The sequence below is a fragment of the Mucilaginibacter sp. P25 genome (assembly GCF_050859465.1).
GTDB lineage: Bacteria > Bacteroidota > Bacteroidia > Sphingobacteriales > Sphingobacteriaceae > Mucilaginibacter > Mucilaginibacter gossypii.
On the sequence record NZ_CP193937.1, the window covers coordinates 5,743,690 to 5,765,329 of the forward strand.

General features: G+C 40.9%; 15 protein-coding genes and 1 pseudogene. 6 read left to right on the plus strand and 10 right to left on the minus strand.

The window, feature by feature from the left end; all coding sequences use genetic code 11:
• Nucleotides 1-40 precede the first annotated feature (40 nt).
• The 8 genes from ACRQ5D_RS28920 to ACRQ5D_RS28955 all read right to left on the minus strand — a co-directional run bounded on the left by ACRQ5D_RS28920 (nucleotide 41) and on the right by ACRQ5D_RS28955 (nucleotide 9,657).
• Nucleotides 41-997: a hypothetical protein gene (locus ACRQ5D_RS28920; RefSeq protein WP_431198569.1), complete on the minus strand. Its 957-nt coding sequence runs from the start codon at nucleotides 995-997 to the stop codon at nucleotides 41-43.
• Nucleotides 961-1,467 (minus strand): hypothetical protein, encoded by a 507-nt coding sequence (locus tag ACRQ5D_RS28925; RefSeq protein ID WP_431198570.1) that lies wholly within the window; start codon nucleotides 1,465-1,467, stop codon nucleotides 961-963. The genes ACRQ5D_RS28920 and ACRQ5D_RS28925 overlap by 37 nt, the downstream gene beginning before the upstream one ends.
• Before the next feature lie 11 nt (nucleotides 1,468-1,478).
• Complete coding sequence (locus tag ACRQ5D_RS28930; RefSeq protein ID WP_432327424.1) at nucleotides 1,479-3,887, minus strand: TonB-dependent receptor domain-containing protein; 2,409 nt, start codon at nucleotides 3,885-3,887, stop codon at nucleotides 1,479-1,481.
• Nucleotides 3,800-4,306 carry a carboxypeptidase-like regulatory domain-containing protein gene (locus ACRQ5D_RS28935; RefSeq protein WP_432327426.1) on the minus strand — a complete coding sequence of 169 codons (507 nt, stop codon included), beginning with the start codon at nucleotides 4,304-4,306 and terminating at the stop codon, nucleotides 3,800-3,802. Before ACRQ5D_RS28935 ends, ACRQ5D_RS28930 begins: the two co-directional genes overlap by 88 nt.
• A 377-nt stretch (nucleotides 4,307-4,683) precedes the next feature.
• Complete coding sequence (locus ACRQ5D_RS28940) at nucleotides 4,684-5,229, minus strand: YncE family protein (RefSeq protein WP_432327428.1); 546 nt, start codon at nucleotides 5,227-5,229, stop codon at nucleotides 4,684-4,686.
• A complete protein-coding gene (locus tag ACRQ5D_RS28945) occupies nucleotides 5,226-5,684 on the minus strand; it encodes a YncE family protein (RefSeq protein WP_432327430.1) in 459 nt (152 codons plus the stop codon). Before ACRQ5D_RS28945 ends, ACRQ5D_RS28940 begins: the two co-directional genes overlap by 4 nt.
• A 25-nt stretch (nucleotides 5,685-5,709) precedes the next feature.
• The gene (locus ACRQ5D_RS28950) at nucleotides 5,710-6,918 is read right to left on the minus strand and encodes a right-handed parallel beta-helix repeat-containing protein (protein ID WP_431198571.1); all 1,209 of its coding nucleotides are present in this window, start codon (nucleotides 6,916-6,918) and stop codon (nucleotides 5,710-5,712) included.
• A gap of 12 nt (nucleotides 6,919-6,930) precedes the next feature.
• On the minus strand, nucleotides 6,931-9,657 hold the full coding sequence (locus tag ACRQ5D_RS28955; protein WP_091162551.1) for a TonB-dependent receptor: 2,727 nt from the start codon (nucleotides 9,655-9,657) through the stop codon (nucleotides 6,931-6,933).
• A 525-nt stretch (nucleotides 9,658-10,182) separates the two neighbouring features.
• On the opposite strand from ACRQ5D_RS28955, the pseudogene fbp reads away from it, so the two are divergent.
• Nucleotides 10,183-11,234: pseudogene (gene fbp, locus ACRQ5D_RS28960) on the plus strand (class 1 fructose-bisphosphatase).
• A gap of 388 nt (nucleotides 11,235-11,622) precedes the next feature.
• A complete protein-coding gene (locus ACRQ5D_RS28965; protein WP_432327433.1) occupies nucleotides 11,623-13,005 on the plus strand; it encodes a pectate lyase family protein in 1,383 nt (460 codons plus the stop codon).
• A 97-nt stretch (nucleotides 13,006-13,102) separates the two neighbouring features.
• Here the strand turns inward: ACRQ5D_RS28965 and ACRQ5D_RS28970 are convergent, their stop codons facing one another.
• Together ACRQ5D_RS28970 and ACRQ5D_RS28975 are read right to left on the minus strand one after the other, a co-directional pair.
• Nucleotides 13,103-14,086, minus strand: coding sequence for a hypothetical protein (locus tag ACRQ5D_RS28970; RefSeq protein WP_091162546.1), 984 nt, complete (start codon nucleotides 14,084-14,086; stop codon nucleotides 13,103-13,105).
• 3 nt (nucleotides 14,087-14,089) lie between these two features.
• A complete protein-coding gene (locus ACRQ5D_RS28975; protein ID WP_091162545.1) occupies nucleotides 14,090-15,520 on the minus strand; it encodes an MBOAT family O-acyltransferase in 1,431 nt (476 codons plus the stop codon).
• A 395-nt stretch (nucleotides 15,521-15,915) separates the two neighbouring features.
• Here ACRQ5D_RS28975 and glmS point away from each other — a divergent pair, with 395 nt between their 5' ends.
• The 4 genes from glmS (at nucleotide 15,916) to ACRQ5D_RS28995 (ending at nucleotide 21,170) form a co-directional block, all read left to right on the plus strand.
• Entirely contained in the window at nucleotides 15,916-17,754 is a 1,839-nt protein-coding gene (gene glmS, locus ACRQ5D_RS28980; protein ID WP_091162544.1) for a glutamine--fructose-6-phosphate transaminase (isomerizing), read from the plus strand.
• A 401-nt stretch (nucleotides 17,755-18,155) separates the two neighbouring features.
• Nucleotides 18,156-18,824, plus strand: a complete 669-nt coding sequence (locus ACRQ5D_RS28985; RefSeq protein WP_223266065.1) for a polysaccharide biosynthesis/export family protein — start codon at nucleotides 18,156-18,158, stop codon at nucleotides 18,822-18,824.
• 34 nt (nucleotides 18,825-18,858) lie between these two features.
• Nucleotides 18,859-20,277: a GumC family protein gene (locus tag ACRQ5D_RS28990; RefSeq protein ID WP_432327435.1), complete on the plus strand. Its 1,419-nt coding sequence runs from the start codon at nucleotides 18,859-18,861 to the stop codon at nucleotides 20,275-20,277.
• Complete coding sequence (locus ACRQ5D_RS28995; RefSeq protein WP_432327437.1) at nucleotides 20,274-21,170, plus strand: polysaccharide biosynthesis tyrosine autokinase; 897 nt, start codon at nucleotides 20,274-20,276, stop codon at nucleotides 21,168-21,170. The genes ACRQ5D_RS28990 and ACRQ5D_RS28995 overlap by 4 nt, the downstream gene beginning before the upstream one ends.
• Nucleotides 21,171-21,640: the final 470 nt, after the last annotated feature.

Sequence of the window (21,640 nt, forward strand, 5' to 3'; positions counted from 1 at the left end):
GGGTTGATCCCGGCTATTCTTAAAAGAGTAAGTTTTGTTATTAATGTTGGTTTCCTGAGCCGTTTAACTGATACGCACCAAGATCAATACCGGGTAATGTTGCATCTGATAAACCATAAATTTTATCAAGAGGCACAGTAATTAATGGCTTTATGGTGGTATTACCTTTGCCAATCAACGGTGAGCTGGCCAGCAAATGGAAGTTATAGTTCCCGATAGCACTGTACTGATATAGTGGATGCCCAACTGTAGGCAGCGGGAAGTTCAGGAACATCGGGTTATTTTTTTGCACAACGTCGCTGCCATCATAAATAGAACCTAAGGTATAATTTGCAGGCAGATATTTTGCCGATGTCGTGATTGAAGGGATATCGGTGCTTTGCGGTTGGGTGATATAACCTGTTGGATAAAACTGGTTAGCTACACTCAAAGAATCGGCCCATTGATAGTTGTTACCGTATGAAAGGTGCGCAACATCAGCAACCGGACTGCCTACTACACGGTAACCAAACCTACAGTTGATGGCCACGTTGTTGTAATACATACCCGCTGCTCCTTCTTCAAAGTTGATACAACCACCACGGCCGCTTTGCACCTGGCGATAACCACCGCTAACAAATGTATTGTTGTACATAACGATGTTGGTTTGCGGCGCACCGGTAGCCTGCCCTTTATTTGAAGCTTTTTGGCCGTTGGTAGCAGTACCAATAAACATATTATAAGCCATAGTACCTACGGTGCCACCTTTAGCATTCAGGCAGTCGCCACCGCTAACACCATTCTTCTCAAAAGTATTTCTGAAGATGGCGATTTTGCCTGCCGAAATACGGATCGGGTCATCCACACCACCATACAACCAGGAATCCTCCATAATAAAGTTGCCATTATAATTGGCAAATAAGATACTGTATTGATTGCCTGTACCCGAACCTGCAATGGTTGATGTAGCTTTACCTTCAGTTAAACCGGCATATTCAACGTGTGTCCAACGTAACACCAGTAAGTTACAGGTAGGGCCTCCAATAATACCTTTCCACTTGCCTGCGTATGCAGGATCGGCAGCGGCGGTGAGGCCCCCGGTGCATCATTTTTTACGATCCCCGGAACGGTGATCCAATTTGGCTGATCCTTAGAGCCGTTACTTACCAGGGTGCCAAGTGCTATGAGGCTGCTTCCTGCACCCATGTTTAATGTAACGCCCGGCTGCATTAACAACGTATCAGTTGGGTTAATTACCAAATCGCAACCATCTTCAACAGAATAAGTCTTACCGCTAAGCATAGTACCTTTTACCGGGATAACGGTTGAGCCGCTTGTGCTGCATGATAGTGGAGCTTTATCGCTTACCGGGTTTGCTGCCGGCGGTGTATAGGTGTAAATATCGGTATGCTCACCTTTCCATTTCTGGCAACCGGAAAATGCCGCCGCCATCAGGATACAAATAACTGGGATTATATATTTTTTCATCGTTACGTTTATTATAATTTATACCTGAAACCACCAAGGAACAGTGTTTTGTAATAGTCGCTTTGAACAAGCGTTTGAGATGTAATGTCTTGTTTGCCTAAAAACTCCTGTTGTTTTGCGTCAAGGCTACCATGCGGGAATTTTAAATAGATTTTACTGGCCGCATTGGTGATGTTGTTAACCTTGCCATAAAATGAAAGCCTTTTAGCTATAGTTTTTTCGAAAGAAAAATCTAACTGATTATAGGCGTGCTGGTAAAAGTCAAGGTTATAATATGGAGATACCTGGGCCAAACGCTCGCCTGTGTAAACAAAGGCCAGCTGCATATCCAAACCTAACTTAGCGCTTTTGTACAATACAGATGCATTGCCCACATGGTCTGCCTGACCTTGCAGCGGACGTGTTTCGTTCACATTGGTTTGCTGTAATCCCAAAGTAGGATCATTTGAGTAAAGCAGCTTGTTAGTAGTTATCCTTGAGTGGGTGTAGGTATAGTTGATCGAGAAGCCTATCACACCAAAGAATTTAGTAGCCAAAGCTTCAAAACCGTAGTTGGTAGCATTACCCGGATCATTTTGAGGCTTAATAACCTGTGAGCTTGGCCCGCCATCACGAACAACAAAGTACTCAATAGGGTTATAGATCTTTTTGTAGAAAGAGCCCAAAAATAATTGATCGGCACCGCCTGGGAAAAATTCATAACGTACGTCGTAGTTATCGGCAGTGATGTGTTTTAAGTAAGGGTTACCTACCTGGTCAAAATATTCGCCGGTAACCTTATATGGTACCTGTTCGCCAAAACCCGGACGGCTAATTGCCGCAAAGTATGATGCACGGATATTTTGATTATCTGTTAACTGATATTTTAAATGGATACTTGGCAATACATCTGTGTATTTAATATTGCCGCTTCTTTGTGTAACCGTTTCGGGCGATTGAGTAGCGTAAGTTAAATCGGTGTTTTCAATACGCACACCACCTAATACCTGCAGTTTTGGGAACAAGTCAAATTTAACCTGTAAGTATTCGGCATTATCGTTTTCCCTTACGTGATAGTTGTTTTGCAAATCGGGGTTATTGGCTCCAATACCATCGGCAGCCGAATTAAATGCAAAAGGAATAGAATTAAAGTTATTGTTAAACAAGGTTGATTTACCACCGGTTAACGAATAGGTGATGTAATCAGCATCCCTTACTTTATGACGATATAAACCACCTGCTGAAAACTCAACATGTTTACCGGCAATTGTAGGAGTATAGATCAGGTTTGCATATCCTGAAATGTCTTTATCTCGGTTGTTTTCCCAATGATGATCTAACTGGGTATTGTTATCAACTTCAGCGGTTACGGCTCCTGAGTTATTGAGGGTTTTATTGGCATCATAGAAAAACTCAGTCCTATCCGGCTGGTGCCTGGTAGCTTCTGAATATACTCCATCCCAGTTTAAACGCCACTCGTTGCCAAGCCAATGTTCGCCATGCAAGGTTGAGTTATAGATATTTTGCTTAGTTAACATACTTCTGTTTGAGATGGTGATCTGCTTGCTTAAGCCGGTTGAGTTTAAGCCCAAACCAAGGGTATCAGAAGTAAAGCGCGATTCAAATTCGCTTTGATGGATATAAAGGTTGTATAACGAGATCTTGTTTTTGTCGTTAATTGCGTAATCTATTTTGTTGTGGATACCTACGCGTTCTGTTTGGGTTGAATAAGTACGGTCATAAGCATCAGAAAACTGTGGTGAGTTTGGCAGCGGGATAGCTGATGGCTGCGCGTTTGGCGTAAGCTGTTTTGAGTTAGAGCCGCGGTATATGTTCTGATAACTTGCAGATACGATAACGCCTAATTTTTTATTCAAAAACCTGTCGCCAATAGTGATACCGGCGGTTGAGCTAAAAGGAGTTGAAATATTTTTATCGCTTGTAAGCGCTTTATTGCTAAAATCGGCATAGGTAGCGGCATAGCTGTTACCATTGATTGCTGCCGGAGATTTGCCATTAGGAGATGCGCTGAAACCAACAAATGGCCTGCTTGATGAAAACAGGGTAGAAAAACCACCCGAAACGTTAGCGCTGAAAGTAAACTGGCTTGGCGCACTTTTCATCACCAGGTTCATTACACCGCCAATGGCGTCGCCTTCCATACTTGGGGTAAGGGCCTTGATCACTTCAAGCCTTTCCAGCATTTCTGAAGGGAATATATCCATAGGCACAAAACGGTATTGAGCATCCGGGCTTGGTATTTTAATACCGTTTACCAATGTTGAGTTGTAACGCTGGTCCATACCCCTGATAATGGCATAACGACCTTCGCCACTTGCCGAACGCTGAATGGTTACACCGCTAACACGCTGCAAAGCGTTAGCCACAGTAACGTCAGGCAATAACTTAATTGCATTTGCCGAAAGTACGTTGATAACCATCGGTGCATTTTTTCAATACTGCGTACGGCGCCATCAGATTCTTTGTTTGTCTGGGCTTTAACCTGTATTTCTGTCATCTGCATATCAGCGTCCTGTAAGGCTACGTTGACCGTAATCACCTCATTGGCCGACGTAATATTGCCCTCTCTAACTTTAGAAGGACCATAACCAACATAATTTACCTGTATTTTGTATGGCCCATTCTTTAAATTTTTAAAGCTATAAGCGCCATTAAGGTTAACCGCAACAAATTTGCTAACCCCATCCTGGGTTAAGTGAACTGTTGCTCCGGTAAGGGGTTCGCCGGTTTTAGTATCGGTTACCTTTCCCCTTATGGTTTGGGCATTAGCCGAAACGGAAAATAGCAGGCATATTGAAAATAAAAACAATAGCCTGTTAATAAAGTAGGTGTATTTCATGAACAACGGGTTTAATTTTCCGCAAAGAAACCCGCTGAAAACTGGAGAAAAATTGAATAAAAGGGCCTAAGAATAATACATAACCAAAACTTAACACAGGCTTAATAACGCAACGCTTAAAGCACTTAAAACCTCTCCCATATTAAAATAGGATTGTCAATCATAGTGGGCAAATATTGGTTATAATGTTTACAGCTTACCATTTGATAAGCTGTAAACTTGGGTTGAAAAACCTGGTTGCACAAGGAAATTCCCCGGGCAAATTCAGTTTCTATTTAGTAAGCTCGGTTTGATAAAGCACCTCTCCCTTGTAATTTATCGCCCTTACATTTAATCTTTTCTCGTCCAGCGCAAAATCCCTTCTTTTCATTTCAATATTATTGCTGGCGATAAACAAGTAACTTAAAAGTGCCGGGCTTCATGGTTTTAGTTCCCTGTTCATAATCGGCAACCGGAAAGTAAAGCCTATGTGTTTCCATATCAATTGCCATGGTTTTAGCGCGGTACTGTGTGTTTAAAGTTTGCACAGGGCTATAAGTATCGGGGGTATTTTGTTTAAAGATGCTGGCGGTTCCGTCGCCATTTGAGGCCACAAGCATTTTTTGAGTCGGGTCATACACAACGGCGTCAACGCCTGCGCCGATAGGCAGGGTTTGGATAACTTTACCTGTAGGAATGTCGACTATGCTAAGCCCCTTGTTTTCGCGGCAAACGGTAAACAGCTTTTGGTTTGCTTTATCCATAGCTATACCTGTTGGGCCACCGCAAGGGCTTAGCGTATAGTTTTTAGAAACCTTTAGTGTTTTGGTATCGATTACGTTCAGGCTGCTTTTGTCTTCCAGATTATTGTATATAGTCCCTTTACCATCGGCAACAGCAAATTCAGGAGCGCCTCCCATATCAATTGATGCTACCTGTTTCATTGAAGCGGGATCAATAACACATGAACTACTGCTATGCCCGTTAAACGTGAAGATCTTTTTGAATACGGGTCAAAAATAATGGCATCAGCACCCTTATGATCTAACGAGATGCGGGTAATCACAGCCAGTGTTTTGATATCAAACACGATAACTTCATCGGCTTTACCATCACTTATAAAACCTTTATTAAGTTCATTGTCAACAGCAATACCGTGCACACCCTTCATATCGCCAATGGTGCCTTTAACCGTTTCGGTTTTCAGGTCAACTACATTTACCTCGGTACCGTGCGATGCGTATAAGGTATGATTGGGCTGATCGATAAATACATAGTCGTAACCGCCATTGCCGGGCAAAGCGATGGTTTTATCCAATACATAATTTTGAGCAGATGCCTTTGATAAACCTAAAAACAGGCCGACATTTAAAAGAAAGAAAAACGCTATTTTTTTCATGTTGATTTATATTAAATACTGATGCTTAATGTTTGTTCCCTTTGTCATCGCTGGTATAAGCACCCAGATCAAGGTTGTATTGCGTATTGCCCGCACTAAATGCAGGCGATGTACTTTGCAGGTGAAAATCGTTGGTATTGGGGTATCCGTTAGGGGCGGCCACCGTGCCATCAAACTTTACAAACATCGGGTCCTTATCCCCTATCTTTTTTGAGATCAGATCGGTAGGCTGAGGTTTTCCCAAGCCTGATGGAGGGTAAAACCCATCCCTGATGTTGATCTTTAAAGTAGGGTCAACCAAATCGGCATAAGTATCAACCGTAGCATAAAAAAGGTTATTACCATAAGTGGTGTGCGCTATGTCACCGTCATCAAATAACTCAATGCCATGGTAATCATTAACAATAATATTATTAAAGATGTGGCCAATGGCATTTACACCAACAGAAACGGCACGCCCCGGCTCGGCCGAGCCTCTTCGCCAGCCATTTGAAACCAGGGTATTGTTGTATACAGATACCTCGGTTTGCGGAAAGGGCTTACTCGAACTGGTTTCGAGTTTAACACCTGAACCCGCCTGGCTAAAAATTACGTTATATGCTACAGTACCGGTAACACCTGTTTTGAGGTTAATGCCTTCCCCATCGGTACTACCTGATGAGCTGATGGTATTTCTTAAAATGGTTATCTTGGCGCCGTTGCCTAAGGCCATCAAATCGTCCTGCCCGTTGGTAAACCATGAATCTTCAATATCTACCTTGATAGGAGCTTTTACCTTCAAGGTACCGCGTGCACTTCCGGAAGCATCGGGTCCGCCGGTGTTATCAACGTGCGTCCAGATGATGGTTATGGCCTGCGCTGTGTCGCATTGAAAACCGCCCCAGGTACCGGGCTTATTCGAGTCGGAATTAAAGTACACCGGCTGATCTTTTGTACCAACCAGCTTTAATACACCCTGAATATTAATCTGCGAATTGTTTTTCACAATAACATTTGCACCTGGCTGTGCATAAAGTGTATCGCCTTTTTTTACAGTAACATCAGCCGTTACGGTATAGGTTTCGCCGGTTACTAAAGTACCTTTTACAAAGCCGCTGATATTGCCTGGCTGTATCGGACTTGATGTAGGGATCTTAATTTGCGTAAACGTAGTCAGTTCGGCTTTTTTACAGCTGTTAAAGGTTACAGTAGCTACAAAACCAACTGCCAACATTAATATATATTTTACTTTCATGATTTGATGCTTTTATAATGAATACCTGAAACCTAAGTTGAAACTCACGTTGTACAAATCTTTTGATTGAACAAGATTATTGATCAATACTGTTGTAGGTGTGTTGAGCAGGTTGTTCACCTTGGCTGTTAAAACAAAATGCTTGGCCACCTGCTTTTCGCCCGATAAGGCCAGGAACGATTGCGGCTGCTGATAGTAATCATATCCGTAGTTTGGATAAATCAGCGACAACGTTTTGCTGGTATAGGTATAGGCTAATTGAACAAAAGCTTTTTGCTTATCATTTTTGTACAATAACGACAGGTTTAATACATCACCAGTTTGTCCTTGCAGGGGCCGGCTTTGCAATCTCGGAACGGAGGTAGAAACCCCATTCGCATCCGTAGAGGTATAAATTTTTGTGGTTTTTATGTTTGAGTAGGTATACGTGTAATTACCTGATACGCCAAGATCTCCAAAATACTTACTGTAAACTACTTCCGCACCTGTAACCTTAGCAGTACCAAAATTTTGCGGGGATGTATTAAGCTGCCCATTTTGTGAATCATTTAAAGCAAACTCAATGGGATTGATGATATTTTTGTAAAACCCGCCGACAAACAATTGCTCTTCTTTACCGGGAAACAGTTCATAACGAATATCATAGTTATCGGCTTCGGTGTGTTTTACAAGCGGGTTACCGGTAACGTCGGTACTTTCACCAAGGGTTGGCGTTGGTACCAACTCATATAATGCCGGACGTGCTATCGATTTAAAATAAGATGCCCGTAAGTTTGAATTTTCCGTGAGCTTATATTTTAACTGAACGCTTGGTAAAACGTCGGTGTAAGTTTTTTTGGCATTACTGCGGATATCCAAAACAACAGGATGGGTGTCATATCCTTGTTTAGTACCTTCAACACGTACACCGCCGATAACAGCTAAATTATCCAGCACGAGTTTCACTTCGCCATAGCCTGCAGTGATATCTTCGTAAGCTGTATAATTGGTTTTGTCGCTCTGATCGGTACCTGTTTGATTGTACACTACAAAATCGGCCGAATATATATCGGTAAAGCCACTTTTGCCACCATTGGCAGTTGCTGCAGGTCGCAAAATGTATTCGTTTTGATGGTTGTAACGTGTACTATGCCTGTAAAGACCACCGGCTTTTAATTCGATAGCGCTTTTTTCGCCCAAGCCTGTTTTGTACCCGATATTGGCCATAGCGCTAAGGTCTTTATTGCCGCTCTTTTGCCATATCCTTGATATATTATCAAAATAGTTGGGAGTACTTGTAAAATCGGGGTTGATTAAATGGTTGATAGATATATCGGCCCTGTCTGGCGCGTTTTGAATAGCATTACTGTAAACACCTGCCCAATCAAAAAGGAAATGTTTTTCGATGACATGTTTACCGCTTAGTTTAAGATTTTCAACATACTGGTTCTGGATATTTGAACGGTTATCGTTGAAAACGGTACCTGTACCAGGCCCTATCCTGCCTCCGTTACCTCCTAATATCGAGGTATCGATACTTAAACGTGTTTGTGCAAGATGGGTGTACAGGAAAACGTTATCAACGCTTACCTTGTTATTATCATCAAACTTATAATCGAGGTGAGCCGAAAGCCCGTTGTTCAATTGTTGGGTTGAATAAGTGCGATTAGCTACATCGGCAATAACCGGCTGAAAGTTCTTACCATCCCTTATATCGGGCTGGGCTACGTTAAATTCTGAATTTGTACCATAAAACTGGTTTTGATAACTATCGGCAATAATAAATCCCAGTTTATTTTTAAGGAACCTGCGCCCGTAAGTAAACCCAAGCAATGAAGTTGGCGGTGCATTCTTTTTGGTAAAGTCGAGGTTGGCCCTTGAAAAATATCCCGGAGGGGCATTATAAGCAGCTCCAAACCTTTCGGTTGGGCTTTTGCTTTGAACTGCACCATGATAAAAATTATCAAACCTGCGGTTAAAGAAGATAGCACTGTAGCCTATCGAGCCGTTCGCTTTAAAATATTCATACTCGGGTGCATCTTTAAAAACCAGGTTCACGGTTCCGCCTATTGCATCGCCTTCCATTTCGGGCGTAAGGCTTTTACTTACTTCAACACTTTCCAGCAGGTCTGAAGGAACTATGCTTAATGATATAAACCGCGAAACCGGATCGGGACTAGTCACTTTAACACCGTTAAGTAAGGTGTTATTGTAACGCGGCTCCAAACCCCTGATAACGGCATATGCTTCATCCGAGCCGCTATTACGCTGAATGGTTACTGCAGAAACGCGTTGCAGGGCGTTTGCAGCATTAATATCCGGCGACCTTTGCATCGCCTGTGCAGACAGCACATTAATAATATTGTCTGCCTTGTTTTCCTTACGGCGGGATGACGATTCTGACTCGGCATTGGTTGTTCCGTAAACCTTAACTGTTTTAAGCTCTTCGGGTTTTTCTGATAATGGAATATTCATTACAGACACCTTGCCGGCTGTAATGGTGATATCCTGCTTATACTCTGTATAGCCTATATATTTTACTTTAAGCTTATACTGGCCGGCATCAACACTGGTGATAGCATAATTACCAAACGCGTCGGTAACCGAACCTCCGTTTCTATTATCAAAATGGACGAAGGCGCCACTCAAAGGCTCTTTTGTTTGCGCATCAATTATTTGTCCTTTTATCCCCCCTGTTTGTGCAGAGGCAGCAGTTGTGAATAAGGTTAACAGGAATAACAGGTAAATTTTATTGATCATATGGCACGTGTTTTTTGCCAAAACACCGTGCTAAATCTGGAGTAATACTGAATAAACCCGCCTTTACAAAATCGTTAATCAACTGATAACCATACATTAACATTAGCAAGAATAATCACCGGTTTCGTGTATATTTTAAACACATACTGAGAATATGCAGTTAACAAATTATACAAACCCCGGCAGCATTTTTTCAAGCCGCTGGGGGCTGGTAGCTTTAATGAATTATTTACTGATCGGCGGTGATAGCGCGCGAAATCAACTGGTGAGTATGCAATTAAATTATATGCCTGATAAAAGCCCCCTTTTAAGTTAACAAACTGTTTATCAATTAAAAAAGTAACTTTTTATTAAATAAACCATTTATGCAAAAACGCAAACGTTTGCGTAAATAATTAACGGAATTGGAGATAAAAAAGGCAAATCGAATACTATAATTGGCAATTGATACGCGTATTCTTTTATTAATTTTAATTAAACCCTCTTTTACCCCAACCGAATTAGAAAATATTAAACCTTGAAAATATGACGGCATTTAAAACTCTTGGACAATTTATTATTGAACGGCAAAAAGATTTTCCTTATGCAAAAGGCGAGCTTTCGCGGCTACTTCGTGATATTGGTATCGCTGCCAAGATAGTAAACAGGGAAATTAATAAAGCCGGCCTGGTAGATATTTTAGGTGATGCCGGCTCCTCCAATATCCAGGGAGAGTCACAAAAAAGCTTGACATTTATGCCAATGAGCAGTTTATAGCAGCATTAAGAAGCGGTGGGGAATGTTGTATAGTTGTTTCGGAAGAAAATGATGAGTACCTGGTTATAGATTCGGATATTTCAAACGAAGCAAATTACGTTGTTGCACTTGATCCTTTAGACGGATCATCCAATATCGATGTCAATGTAGGTGTAGGAACTATATTTTCTATTTACAGACGAAAATCAGACACAGGGAAACATTCTACAAACGAGGATGTATTACAGCTTGGTACCGAGCAGGTAGCTGCAGGATATGTCATTTATGGATCTTCAACGATGCTTGTATATACCACAGGCAAGGGTGTTAATGGCTTTACCCTTGATCCTTCAATCGGCGAGTTTTGCCTTTCGCACCCTAACATGACTGTTCCGGCAGCAGGAACAATTTACTCAATAAACGAAGGCAATTACATTCATTTTCCGGATGGGGTAAAAAAATATATTAAATATTGCCAGGTAGAAGATCCGGACACTAACCGACCATATACTTCCAGGTACACAGGATCGATGGTTGCGGATATACACCGGACCTTAATAAAAGGCGGAATTTTTATTTATCCCCCTACTACAGGCGCAAAAAAGGGAAAACTGCGGCTGATTTACGAGTGTAACCCTATGGCTTATATTATTGAGCAAGCCGGTGGCAAAGCATCAGATGGATACAAAAGAATTATGGAAATTGAAGTAAGGGAACTACACCAGCGATCCTCAATATTTATTGGCTCAATGGATATGGTGCTCAAAGCCGAAGAATTTATGTCATCATTTTCTCCAAAATTATTTGTGAAATCATTTGAAGGAGAAGTTAAAATTCAATAAGAATATTGAAAAAAAGCGCGATAGTGACCACGTTATGCACCAGCTTTTTGTAAAGCTGCTTTCACAATTTAATGCTTTAATTGCAAGTTAAAAATACTGGGCAAAACTTGGTTTTAAAGTGACGTAAGACAATAATCGACGAAAATTGTTTTTTCTTCTGAACTAAAATTGTCATCCAAATGTCATGAAGTGTGAAGTACTTCACAACTATACGTGTCACAAATACACATAACTTTACAGGCTCAAACAACAGAATCGACGTTTTTGAACTATTTAAGCTTTTAGTCTATATCTTTAGGAAAAAATCAACGGTAATTTTTAATATAAGACCGCGTTTCGAGGGCTTAATTAAAAATTATAACATGCAAAAAACAAAATCCTTAAAAAAATGACTTTTGGCAGTTTGGCACTGAGCGCAATTATCCTCATCGGAAGTTGCTCCAAAAATGCAGACCAACCAGTAACCGTTCCAATTAATGATTTAAACGCCAGCAAAAGCCTGGCAACAACAGCCCCCACCGTCTACACGATGGCCACATCTTCAATCCGGTTAGATGAAGGTTACGCTTACAAATTCAGCCCCGTTCAGGTAAGCGGCGATTCAAACACGCAGCCAACAGCATCAACACTCCAACTTTATGAAAATGGTGTTGCGTTAGGTCCGGCCCATTCTCTTCACAGTGACATCAGGACCCTTGGTAAAGGTCGTTACAGCCACTGGGATACCGGATTGTATTTCTCAACTTCCGACAACAGCAGCCCTCTGACAAACGGAAGAAAGTACACTTACACCCTTACCGGTACGACTACCACTACCACAACTGCTCCAACTACAAGTACTTCAACAACAACCGCATCAGGTTCTGTTTTGAGTACAGTATTAACCGGTTACGCTGCTGTTAATGGTACTACTACCGGTGGTAAAGGTGGTACTACAGTAACTGTAAACACACTGGCTGCGTTCAAATCTGCTGTGTCAGGCAGTTCGCCCAAGATTGTGTATGTTTCCGGTACAATTAGCGGATCAGGCTTAACTCCTGTGTATGTTGGTTCAAATACCACCATCATCGGTAAAACCGGCGCCGTTTTATCAAGCCTGAACCTTTACCTGTTTACTGTAAGCAATATCATTATCCAAAATGTTACGTTTAGAAATTACGTAACCGAATGCGGTGTTTACGTTAAATTCCAGTCGAACCACGTTTGGATTGACCATTGCGATTTTGCAACAGACCGCAGCCATGGCTGGGATTACTGGGGTAAAGACATCGGTGTTGCCGAAGGTTCTGACTACGTAACCATTTCATGGAACAAATTCCATGACACCTACCTGTCATTGCTTATTGGTTCAGTAACAAGCGATGCTGTTACAGCCAACACCGGCAAACTACACGTTACATTGCACCACAACTACTGGTACAATGTGTCTGAAAGGGAGCCAACTTTGGTATTCGGTACCATCCACATGTACAATAACTACCACTTAAACAATGATGGTTATTCCATCGGTGCAAGGTACGGTGGTACAGTAAGGACAGATAATGAATATTTCTCAGGCTGCAGGAAGCCACTTACTACTAACTTAGATGGCGACCCTGTAGGTTACTTCAGCGGTATATCAACCAACATTTATTCTAATTGCGGTGCCAACGACATCACCTCATCTTTATCAAGTTGGGTACCGTCTTACGCTTATAGTACGTTGCTTGATGCTGCTGCAAACGTTCCGGCAGTGGTAACAGCAGGTGCTGGCGTTAAAACAGTAAATTAACTAAATTATTCACCCCTATGCTAAGTGAAAGGCCGCTTTATGAATTATCATAAAAGCGGCCTTTCCCTTTTTATTGATCCCGGCTCCGATACAATATTCAATTCTCACGCAGGGGTTCCTGGTTTTTACTGAAGTATTGAACGTTAGCTGCAGGGCTTAATCTTTTTTTCATAAAAGCCACGATAGTATCTGTATACAAATCGGCTCCTCTGCCGTTTAAATGCGCCCTGTCCGAATAGTATTCTGGGTTTTTAAAATATACATCGTTGGTAAAATCGTGAAAAATAACCTTGTTACTGTTACAAATACTTTTCAATTTTAAATAGGAATTCTGTTGGGTATCATCGTTATACCTTGGCGATACAAAAACAAACAATTGAATTTTTTGCCGCTTACATTCATTTATAAACAAATTCAGTGCATTTACATTATCGGCCGATATGCTGTCTGAATATGGCTTAAGCGATGTATGGGTTGAAACCCGGCTGACGTCCATTTTATTATCCAAAGGATTAAATCCCATGACGGTGTTTCCTGATGATAAAAAGTAATGCTGAAATATAGAAACCACCTGGCCATTGTAGCGATATGTTTGAAGATGACTTTTTATTAGCTCCAACCGGTCTTTCTTTTCAATCATATTGCCGATAACATACGATTGTTTTAAATAAGGCAGTAAAATGGAAAGCCTGTTCTTTTCATCTTCCTTTTCACTTAACACATCGCTCGTTACATCTAATACAACAACCTTAGGAACGTGGTGCTGTAATGCCAGTTCAAAAATTGCTGTACTATATAAAAGCCCTTCGCCATCCCGGCCGCCATTAAAACAACTTAGGTGTAAACCATCCTTTATAATCGATGAGTTATAATGATGAGAAGCTCTTGAGCTTCCCAAAACCAACACATCTTCATTTAAATTATACACAACGTGATTAGCGACAGCGTATTCGCCGGAAACCTGGTGTGTAAAAAAATAATAAAGGAACATACCGGCTGCCTGATCAACAGCCACAAAAGCCACAATCATCAATAACAACCTGATAAAAAACTTATTGCTGTTTTCTTTCAACTGCTTCATAATTTAAAACTGAAAGTAAATGAATTGTCCGCCGTCAAAAACTCCAAACAACAGGATTATAAAAACCAACCCTAAATAGGAAGCCATACGGATCCCCCAATTTTCATTGTGAAGAAACCGGAATGAATGAAGGCCATATTCCTGCTTTACTTCGTAAAAAAACAAGGCGGCTATAGCCATCAAGTCATACAAAAAATAAGAAGGTTCGCCTATGAAAAAGCCGGGTTTATAAATAAAAACACCTTTTAACAAACCCAAGGCCTGCTCTAATGATACAGCCCTGAAAAAGATCCAGCTTATAGTAACCAGGAATATTGTAAAAGATATATTTAAGAAATTGGCAAATACTCCGCTGCCTAACCCTAATTTACTTGCTGTTGCCGTCCTCCATTTCTGCGTTACCATTCCGCAGATGAGGTAAAACCCGTGTAAAGCGCCCCAAACAATAAATGTCCAATTTGCGCCATGCCACAAACCGCTGATCATAAACACGGCAAATAAATTTAAATACAACCGGCCTTTGCTAACCCGGTTGCCTCCTAAGGGGATATACACATAATCTTTAAACCACGTAGAAAGTGATATATGCCACCTGCTCCAAAATTCGCTTATGCTTTTTGCAAAATAAGGTCGTTTAAAATTTTCCATCAGTTTAAAGCCCATCACCCTGGCACTGCCTATCGCAATATCCGAGTAGCCCGAAAAGTCGCAATAGATCTGGACGGCAAAAAACAATGAAGCAAGTACAATTGTGGCCGAGCCATGTTCAGGATAATTGTTAAAAACAGTTTTTACATATAAAGATAACCTGTCGGCAACAACAACCTTTTTAAAAAAACCGATCAACATTCGTTTTAACCCTTCAGAAACATCCAGGGCATTAAAATGATGTTCGGTTTTAAATTGCGGTAACAGGTTTTGAGGACGTTCAATAGGGCCGGCAACTAATTGCGGATAAAACATCACGTATAAAGCATAAATACCGAAATGACGTTCGGCCTTTTGATGGCCCCGGTAAACTTCAATAGTATAACTCATGGCCTGAAAAGTGTGAAATGACAACCCTATCGGAAGCAGGATCTGTAAAAACGGAATTGGGTTAGTGTACCCCATCCAGTATAGCAATCCCGATAAATTGGCATTAAAAAAATTAAAATACTTAAATACCGCCAGTACGCCAATATTTGCCGTAAGACTTAATATTAACAAAAGCTTCTTCTTCTTAAGGTCATTAACTTTTTCCAGGTAAATGCCCGCGGTATAGTCGATAATTATTGTAAAAAACAGGATGAGGATATAAATGGCTTTAAAGAACATATAAAAATAGCAGCTTGCTATAAGCAACAGCAGCCACCTAAATTTATGCGGCACCAGAAAATATAAAGCCGTTACCACAGGAAAAAACAGCAGAAAAGTAAATGAGTTAAATATCATCGCCAGGTTCTTTTTGGTTAATTAAACCTAACTGAAAATAAAATGATATAAAATAGCGGCACTGCGATCGTAAATCATTCTGTAAAATCAGGCAACAAACTTCACAGCCAAAATCTGATCAGCACATTGCAAGTTCAGGAATACATGCACTGTAACCCCAAAGTGAATTGATTCTCCAACCATTTGATAAAAAACCTTCAACCGGCTTATCATATAACACAACAACTAAAATGTAAAGCGATTTATATCCTTTTACAGTTTAAACGTGTAAAATGGCGTCAGATTTACAATTTACGGGCAATTGAACTTAGCTCATACTTAATTGATAGTCAATTAAATAATTTTACTCACCAAGTAACAAATAAACTTAATTTATCATTTAAAGACCTAAAACTATGTGCGGAATTGTTGGTTACATCGGATCAAGAGATGCGTGGCCCGTTGTGTTGAACGGCCTCAAACGATTAGAATATCGTGGTTATGATAGCGCCGGTATTGCTATTATAAATAATGTAGGCTTCAGCGTTTATAAAAAAACCGGAAAAGTGGCATGTCTTGAGGAGCACACAGCCGATAAAGACAAGAGCGGGCATATTGCCATAGGACATACCCGGTGGGCCACCCATGGGGCCCCATCTGATGCAAATTCGCATCCGCATAGCTCAAATGATAACCGCCTGCACATTATCCATAACGGGATTATCGAAAATTACCTGATCCTTAAAGAAGAACTGCTTGCTCGCGGGCACACCTTTAAAAGTGAAACAGATACCGAAATCCTGATCCACTTAATTGAGGAAATTCAAAATATCGAACAAACTGATTTATTGGAGGCTGTCCGATTGGCTTTAAATACAGTGATAGGTGCTTACGCTATAGTTATCCTGGACCGGGAAAACCCCGATCAGCTGATCGCCGCCCGAAAAGGCAGTCCATTGGTTATTGGTGTTGGCCATGGCGAATATTTTATTGCATCAGATGCCACTCCTATTATCGAGTACACCAAAAACGTAGTGTATTTAAAAGATAACGAAATAGTACAGGTTAAACCCAGTGGGCTTTTAATAAAGAAGCTTGATAATGTTGTTCAAACCCCATTGATCCAGGAGTTGGAATTAAAACTTGAATCGTTAGAAAAAGGCGGCTTTGAGCACTTTATGATGAAGGAAATCTTTGAGCAGCCGCGTTCTGTAAGGGATTGCATGCGTGGCCGCATCTTTCCGCTTGAAGGCAAGGTTGAGTTAGGTGGCATTAAACAATATACCGACAAGCTTAAAAATGCCGAGCGAATAATTATTATTGCCTGCGGTACCTCGTGGCATGCCGGCCTAACAGGCGAATACCTTATTGAAGAATACGGACGCATTAAGGTAGAAGTTGAATATGCTTCCGAATTCAGGTACCGTAATCCCATAATTACTGATAAGGATATTGTAATGGCGGTATCCCAATCGGGAGAAACTGCCGATACATTAGCCGCCATTGAGATAGCTAAAGAACGGGGTGCAACCATCCTGGGGATCTGCAATGTTGTTGGCGCTTCAATTCCGCGCGTAACTGATGCAGGAGTTTACACCCATGCCGGCCCGGAAATAGGCGTTGCCTCGACAAAAGCCTTTACAGCGCAGGTTACTGTTTTAACTTTAATTGCTTTATATATTGCACAGCACAAAGGTACTTTAACACCAGGCAGGCTCACCAATTTATTAACGGAGCTTGATACCATACCGGATAAAATACAAATGCTGCTGCAGGATAATGAATTGATTGAAGACATTGCCTGCAAAATAAAGAATGCCCCTAACTGCCTGTTCTTAGGACGTGGTTTCGGTTTCCCGGTAGCTTTGGAAGGAGCTTTAAAACTGAAGGAGATCTCCTATATCCATGCCGAAGGTTATCCCGCCGCCGAAATGAAGCACGGGCCAATCGCGTTAATTGACGAGCAGATGCCGGTGATCTTCATCGCCACAAAAAACTCATCGTATGAAAAAGTGATCAGCAATATACAGGAGGTTAAAGCCCGGAAAGGAATAGTTATAGCTATTGTCACCCGTGGTGATGTTAAAGTGAAAAACATGGCCGATTACTGCATTGAAATACCCGACGCCGACGAAGCCTTTTTACCACTGCTGGCTACTATCCCGCTACAACTTCTCTCCTATCACATAGCCGTAAAACGGGGCTGTAATGTTGATCAGCCCCGTAACCTGGCCAAATCGGTTACTGTAGAATAATTCGTAATAATTAACCAACAAACTCCATAAAAAAAGCAGGCTCAGGTCTGCTTTTTTTGTGCTGTTACTACTGGGTGTAACAACTGTTATATGAAAGTGTAGCCCAAAATGCCCAACTCAGATGCTTTTTTCTCAACCCTTTACACATGCCTGTATTGCTGCTTTACATGTTCTGTAAAGACTGAGATACAGGTTTACAAAAAAGCGGCAATCAGCTAAAACCGTATACTATCGATGCCCAAATAGATAAATTTGACTAACCAAATAAACCAGTTCAAAATAGTTCCCTAAACTCTCTTAAACTATTGATGATGAAAAAAATTAATATATACTGTTTCATTACAACATTGCTATTGATAACCGGATGTGCCGGAAGTCGGGATCTTGTTTACTTCAGCAACATGGCAAATACGGGTGCTGCAAACAACAATACAAACGGAACAGTAGTCATTCATCAGAAAGACATTTTAAATGTAACTGTTACCAGCTTAAACCCCGAATCGAACATGTTGTTCAATGGCAACAAAAATGTGGGCTTAAACAATCAATCAACCCGCGGCGGATATAAAGTAAACGAAAATGGATTTGTGAATTTACCACTTATAGGTGACTATAAAATTGAAGGGCAAACCATTGAGGAAGCACAAAGCGAAATAGGTAAAAAACTATCGGCTTTTGTTAAAAGCCCGGTAGTTGACATCCAGCTGCTGAATTTTAAAATAAGCGTTATAGGCGAGGTTAACAAACCATCAACATTTATAATAACCGATGAAAATGTAAACTTACTTGAAGCATTAGGTATGGCCGGAGATATGACAGTTTATGGACGCAGGGAAAATGTATTGGTGATCCGCACAGAAAACGGACGCAGAACAATGAACCGCCTTAACCTTAATAAAGTTGAATCAATGGATTCGCCTTACTTCAACCTTAAACAAAATGATATCGTTTATGTGGAGCCCGACAAATCAAAGGCGGTTGAGTATAGCCAAAGCACTCGCTTAGCACCAATAGTAGTAGCCTCAATTTCGGCATTGGCCGTATTGGCGGCAGTACTTTTAAGAAGATAAAATACAGTTTTAGAGATACCTAAGAATAGCTGACATGGATAACAATTTTATTTTAAAAGAACCTTTGCCGGGCAACAAGTTCAGGAACAACGTTAAGCCTTATTTAAATGGCTGGTATTTATTCCTGATAAGCATGGTTATCTGTTTTGCAGCAGCCTGGACATACCTTAACTATGTTACCCCGCTGTATAAAATAACAAGTACACTGCAAATCCCCGATGATAAAAAAGGCGATGGTATTTTAAAAGCTACTGCTTTCAGTGACCTGAACATGTTTCAGGAAACTAAAACCGTAGATAATGAAATGGAGGTATTGCGATCAAAAGATTTGATTTATAGCGTATTCAAAAAACTTAACCTGGAAACTTCCTATTTTGATGAAAGCGGCTTTAAAGTAAAAGAACTGTATGGTAATGAGCTGCCTTTCACCGTTACGATAAAGAGAATAGGGAAAACCGGCTATTTGAAAAAACTATATATCCAGCCATATTCACAAAGTAAGTTTTTGTTAAAAGAGGAAACCAAAACATGGATTTACAGCTATAACCAACTGGTTAATCACAAGGATTATTCCTTTAAAGTAGAAAAAGGCCCGGCCCGTGCAGATAACGAAACCCCTATACTGATCCAGTTTAAAAACCTTACCGGGCTGGCAGCAGCTTACAGCGCTGGATTATTACAGGTTAACCCTGTAGTTAAAGAATCAAACACCTTAACCTTAAGCCTGGTTGATGCTGTGCCCGAAAGAGGGATTGATATTCTTAACAACATCATATCTACCTATAATGCCGAAAACGTTGTTAAGAAAAACGTTACAGCCGTAAACACCATATTATTCATTGATAAACGATTACATGATTTAGAACAGGACCTGTCATACACCGAAGGTGACATTGAAACTTTCAAGCAAAGGAATGGAGCTGCAGAGATCAATGCAAGCACACAGGTAAATCTGACAAAATCTGCGGAATATAATCAACTGCTTGAAGAATCAAATACTCAGTTGGGTATTGTGAATTCCATTGAAGCATATTTAAAAAACTCGGCTAACCAATATGATGCTGTACCCAGTACCATGGGATTGAAAGATCCGGCGTTAAATACACTGGTTAGCCGTTTCAACGACCTGCAATTGGAAAGGAACCGCATGCTGGGCAGCGCAAACCTAGCCAACCCTCTTATTCAAAACCTGAGCAGCCAGATAGCCAGCCTTCGCGTAAATATCATGGAAAATCTCAATAATATTAAAAAAGGCTTTTCTATTAGCCACAAATTACTTAGTCAAAATTCTGCACAGTATGACTCCCGCATCCGCTCTGTCCCGTCGCTTGAACGGGGGCTTTTGCAGCGGAGCCGTGAACAGGGGGTAAAAACTAATTTATACCAGTACCTGTTGCAAAAAGAGAAGAAACAGCGTTGTCGCTATCAGCTACAATTCCTTCATCGCAATTGATTGATAAACCTGCCGCTAATCCGATAGCTGAATTTCCTAAGCAACAACTCACCTATTTATTCGCTATTATAGCCGGGTTGTTCATACCGGGAATTTTCATCTTCCTGAAAGATAAATTTAGCCTGAAAATCAGGAATCAGTCAAGCCTGTTGAATATAAAGGGAGTAAAGATCCTAGGCGAATTATGCCATAATAACGAAGGTCAAAGCCCGGTAGTAATTTCTAACGGTAGCAATACCAACATTTCAGAACTATTCAGGTATATCAGGAGCAATATTGGCTTCCTGAACCAGGGAACGCAGCACAAAACGATGCTTGTTACATCGTCTATGAAAGGCGAAGGCAAAACCTTTTTTAGCATCAACCTGGGCTTAACGCTTGCCATGCTCAATAAACGCGTATTAATTATGGAGTTTGATTTGCGTAAGCCCGATTTGCTTAAAAATATCAACATGGAGCAAACCAAAGGCATTACAGATTTTTTAATGGGTGACACCAATTCACCGGCCGAATGCATCCAGGCCTATAATGAATCAGATAACCTTTTTGTAATGGGGAGCGGTAGTAAAGCAATTAACCCTGCCGAGCTATTGTCAGATAAACGGCTTGACCTGCTTTTTAACTGGTGCAAAACTGAGTTTGATTATATCGTACTTGACACATCGCCTGTTGGTGCCGTTGCCGACGCTTTTAGCCTGGCCAAATACGCCGAGTTGAGTATTTATATTGTACGGTATAACTATACTAATACCGAGCAATTAAGTATCCTCAGAGATATTTATGATAATGATAAACTAAATAACCTTATGGTAGTGTTTAACGATGCGAAAAAAGAAAACCGGGAGGCCTATGCCTATGGCGGTTATGGATACGCATCAGCATATGGCAGTTGATAACCATCATTTTTACAATGGTATAAGGTTAATGCTAATTTGTGTTTTAAACTTTTAGTTAGACTGTTTATTTGATCGCCGCTGTTCCATGTGACTGGATTGGCGGAGCCGTAAGCAACATAAGTTGCAGTTGTTATGAACCAATAACCGGGTAAAACCGGAGAACTTTATAAGCCGTTAGCTTGCCTTTTTACCGCCTGACCAGTGTGACTGGATTGGCGAAGCCGCAGAGAGACTAGAACGCCTGTTATATTCTATAATAAACGGGAAAAACCGGCGAATATTATAAACCATTAGTTCGATTATTTTTTATTAACCGCCTAACCATGTGACTGGATTGGCGGAGCCACAGCCAACACAGGCTGCGTCTGTAATAAATCAGATAACCAGGTTAGTAATTTTCAAATACTATTTTTTAAAACCATCATCACTTGCGCCATGTGAGTGAGTTGGCGAAGCTATAATAAGCC

Excerpts from the sequence above, each read along its gene's own strand:
- ACRQ5D_RS28925 (WP_431198570.1), bottom strand. The coding sequence starts at position 1,467 with ATGAAAAAATATATAATCCCAGTTATTTGTATCCTGATGGCGGCGGCA.
- ACRQ5D_RS28930 (WP_432327424.1), bottom strand. The coding sequence starts at position 3,887 with ATGGTTATCAACGTACTTTCGGCAAATGCAATTAAGTTATTGCCTGAC.
- ACRQ5D_RS28935 (WP_432327426.1), bottom strand. The coding sequence starts at position 4,306 with ATGAAATACACCTACTTTATTAACAGGCTATTGTTTTTATTTTCAATA.
- ACRQ5D_RS28940 (WP_432327428.1), bottom strand. The coding sequence starts at position 5,229 with ATGAAACAGGTAGCATCAATTGATATGGGAGGCGCTCCTGAATTTGCT.
- ACRQ5D_RS28945 (WP_432327430.1), bottom strand. The coding sequence starts at position 5,684 with ATGAAAAAAATAGCGTTTTTCTTTCTTTTAAATGTCGGCCTGTTTTTA.
- ACRQ5D_RS28950 (WP_431198571.1), bottom strand. The coding sequence starts at position 6,918 with ATGAAAGTAAAATATATATTAATGTTGGCAGTTGGTTTTGTAGCTACT.
- ACRQ5D_RS28955 (WP_091162551.1), bottom strand. The coding sequence starts at position 9,657 with ATGATCAATAAAATTTACCTGTTATTCCTGTTAACCTTATTCACAACT.
- ACRQ5D_RS28965 (WP_432327433.1), top strand. The coding sequence starts at position 11,623 with ATGACTTTTGGCAGTTTGGCACTGAGCGCAATTATCCTCATCGGAAGT.
- ACRQ5D_RS28970 (WP_091162546.1), bottom strand. The coding sequence starts at position 14,086 with ATGAAGCAGTTGAAAGAAAACAGCAATAAGTTTTTTATCAGGTTGTTA.
- ACRQ5D_RS28975 (WP_091162545.1), bottom strand. The coding sequence starts at position 15,520 with ATGATATTTAACTCATTTACTTTTCTGCTGTTTTTTCCTGTGGTAACG.
- glmS (WP_091162544.1), top strand. The coding sequence starts at position 15,916 with ATGTGCGGAATTGTTGGTTACATCGGATCAAGAGATGCGTGGCCCGTT.
- ACRQ5D_RS28985 (WP_223266065.1), top strand. The coding sequence starts at position 18,156 with ATGGCAAATACGGGTGCTGCAAACAACAATACAAACGGAACAGTAGTC.
- ACRQ5D_RS28990 (WP_432327435.1), top strand. The coding sequence starts at position 18,859 with ATGGATAACAATTTTATTTTAAAAGAACCTTTGCCGGGCAACAAGTTC.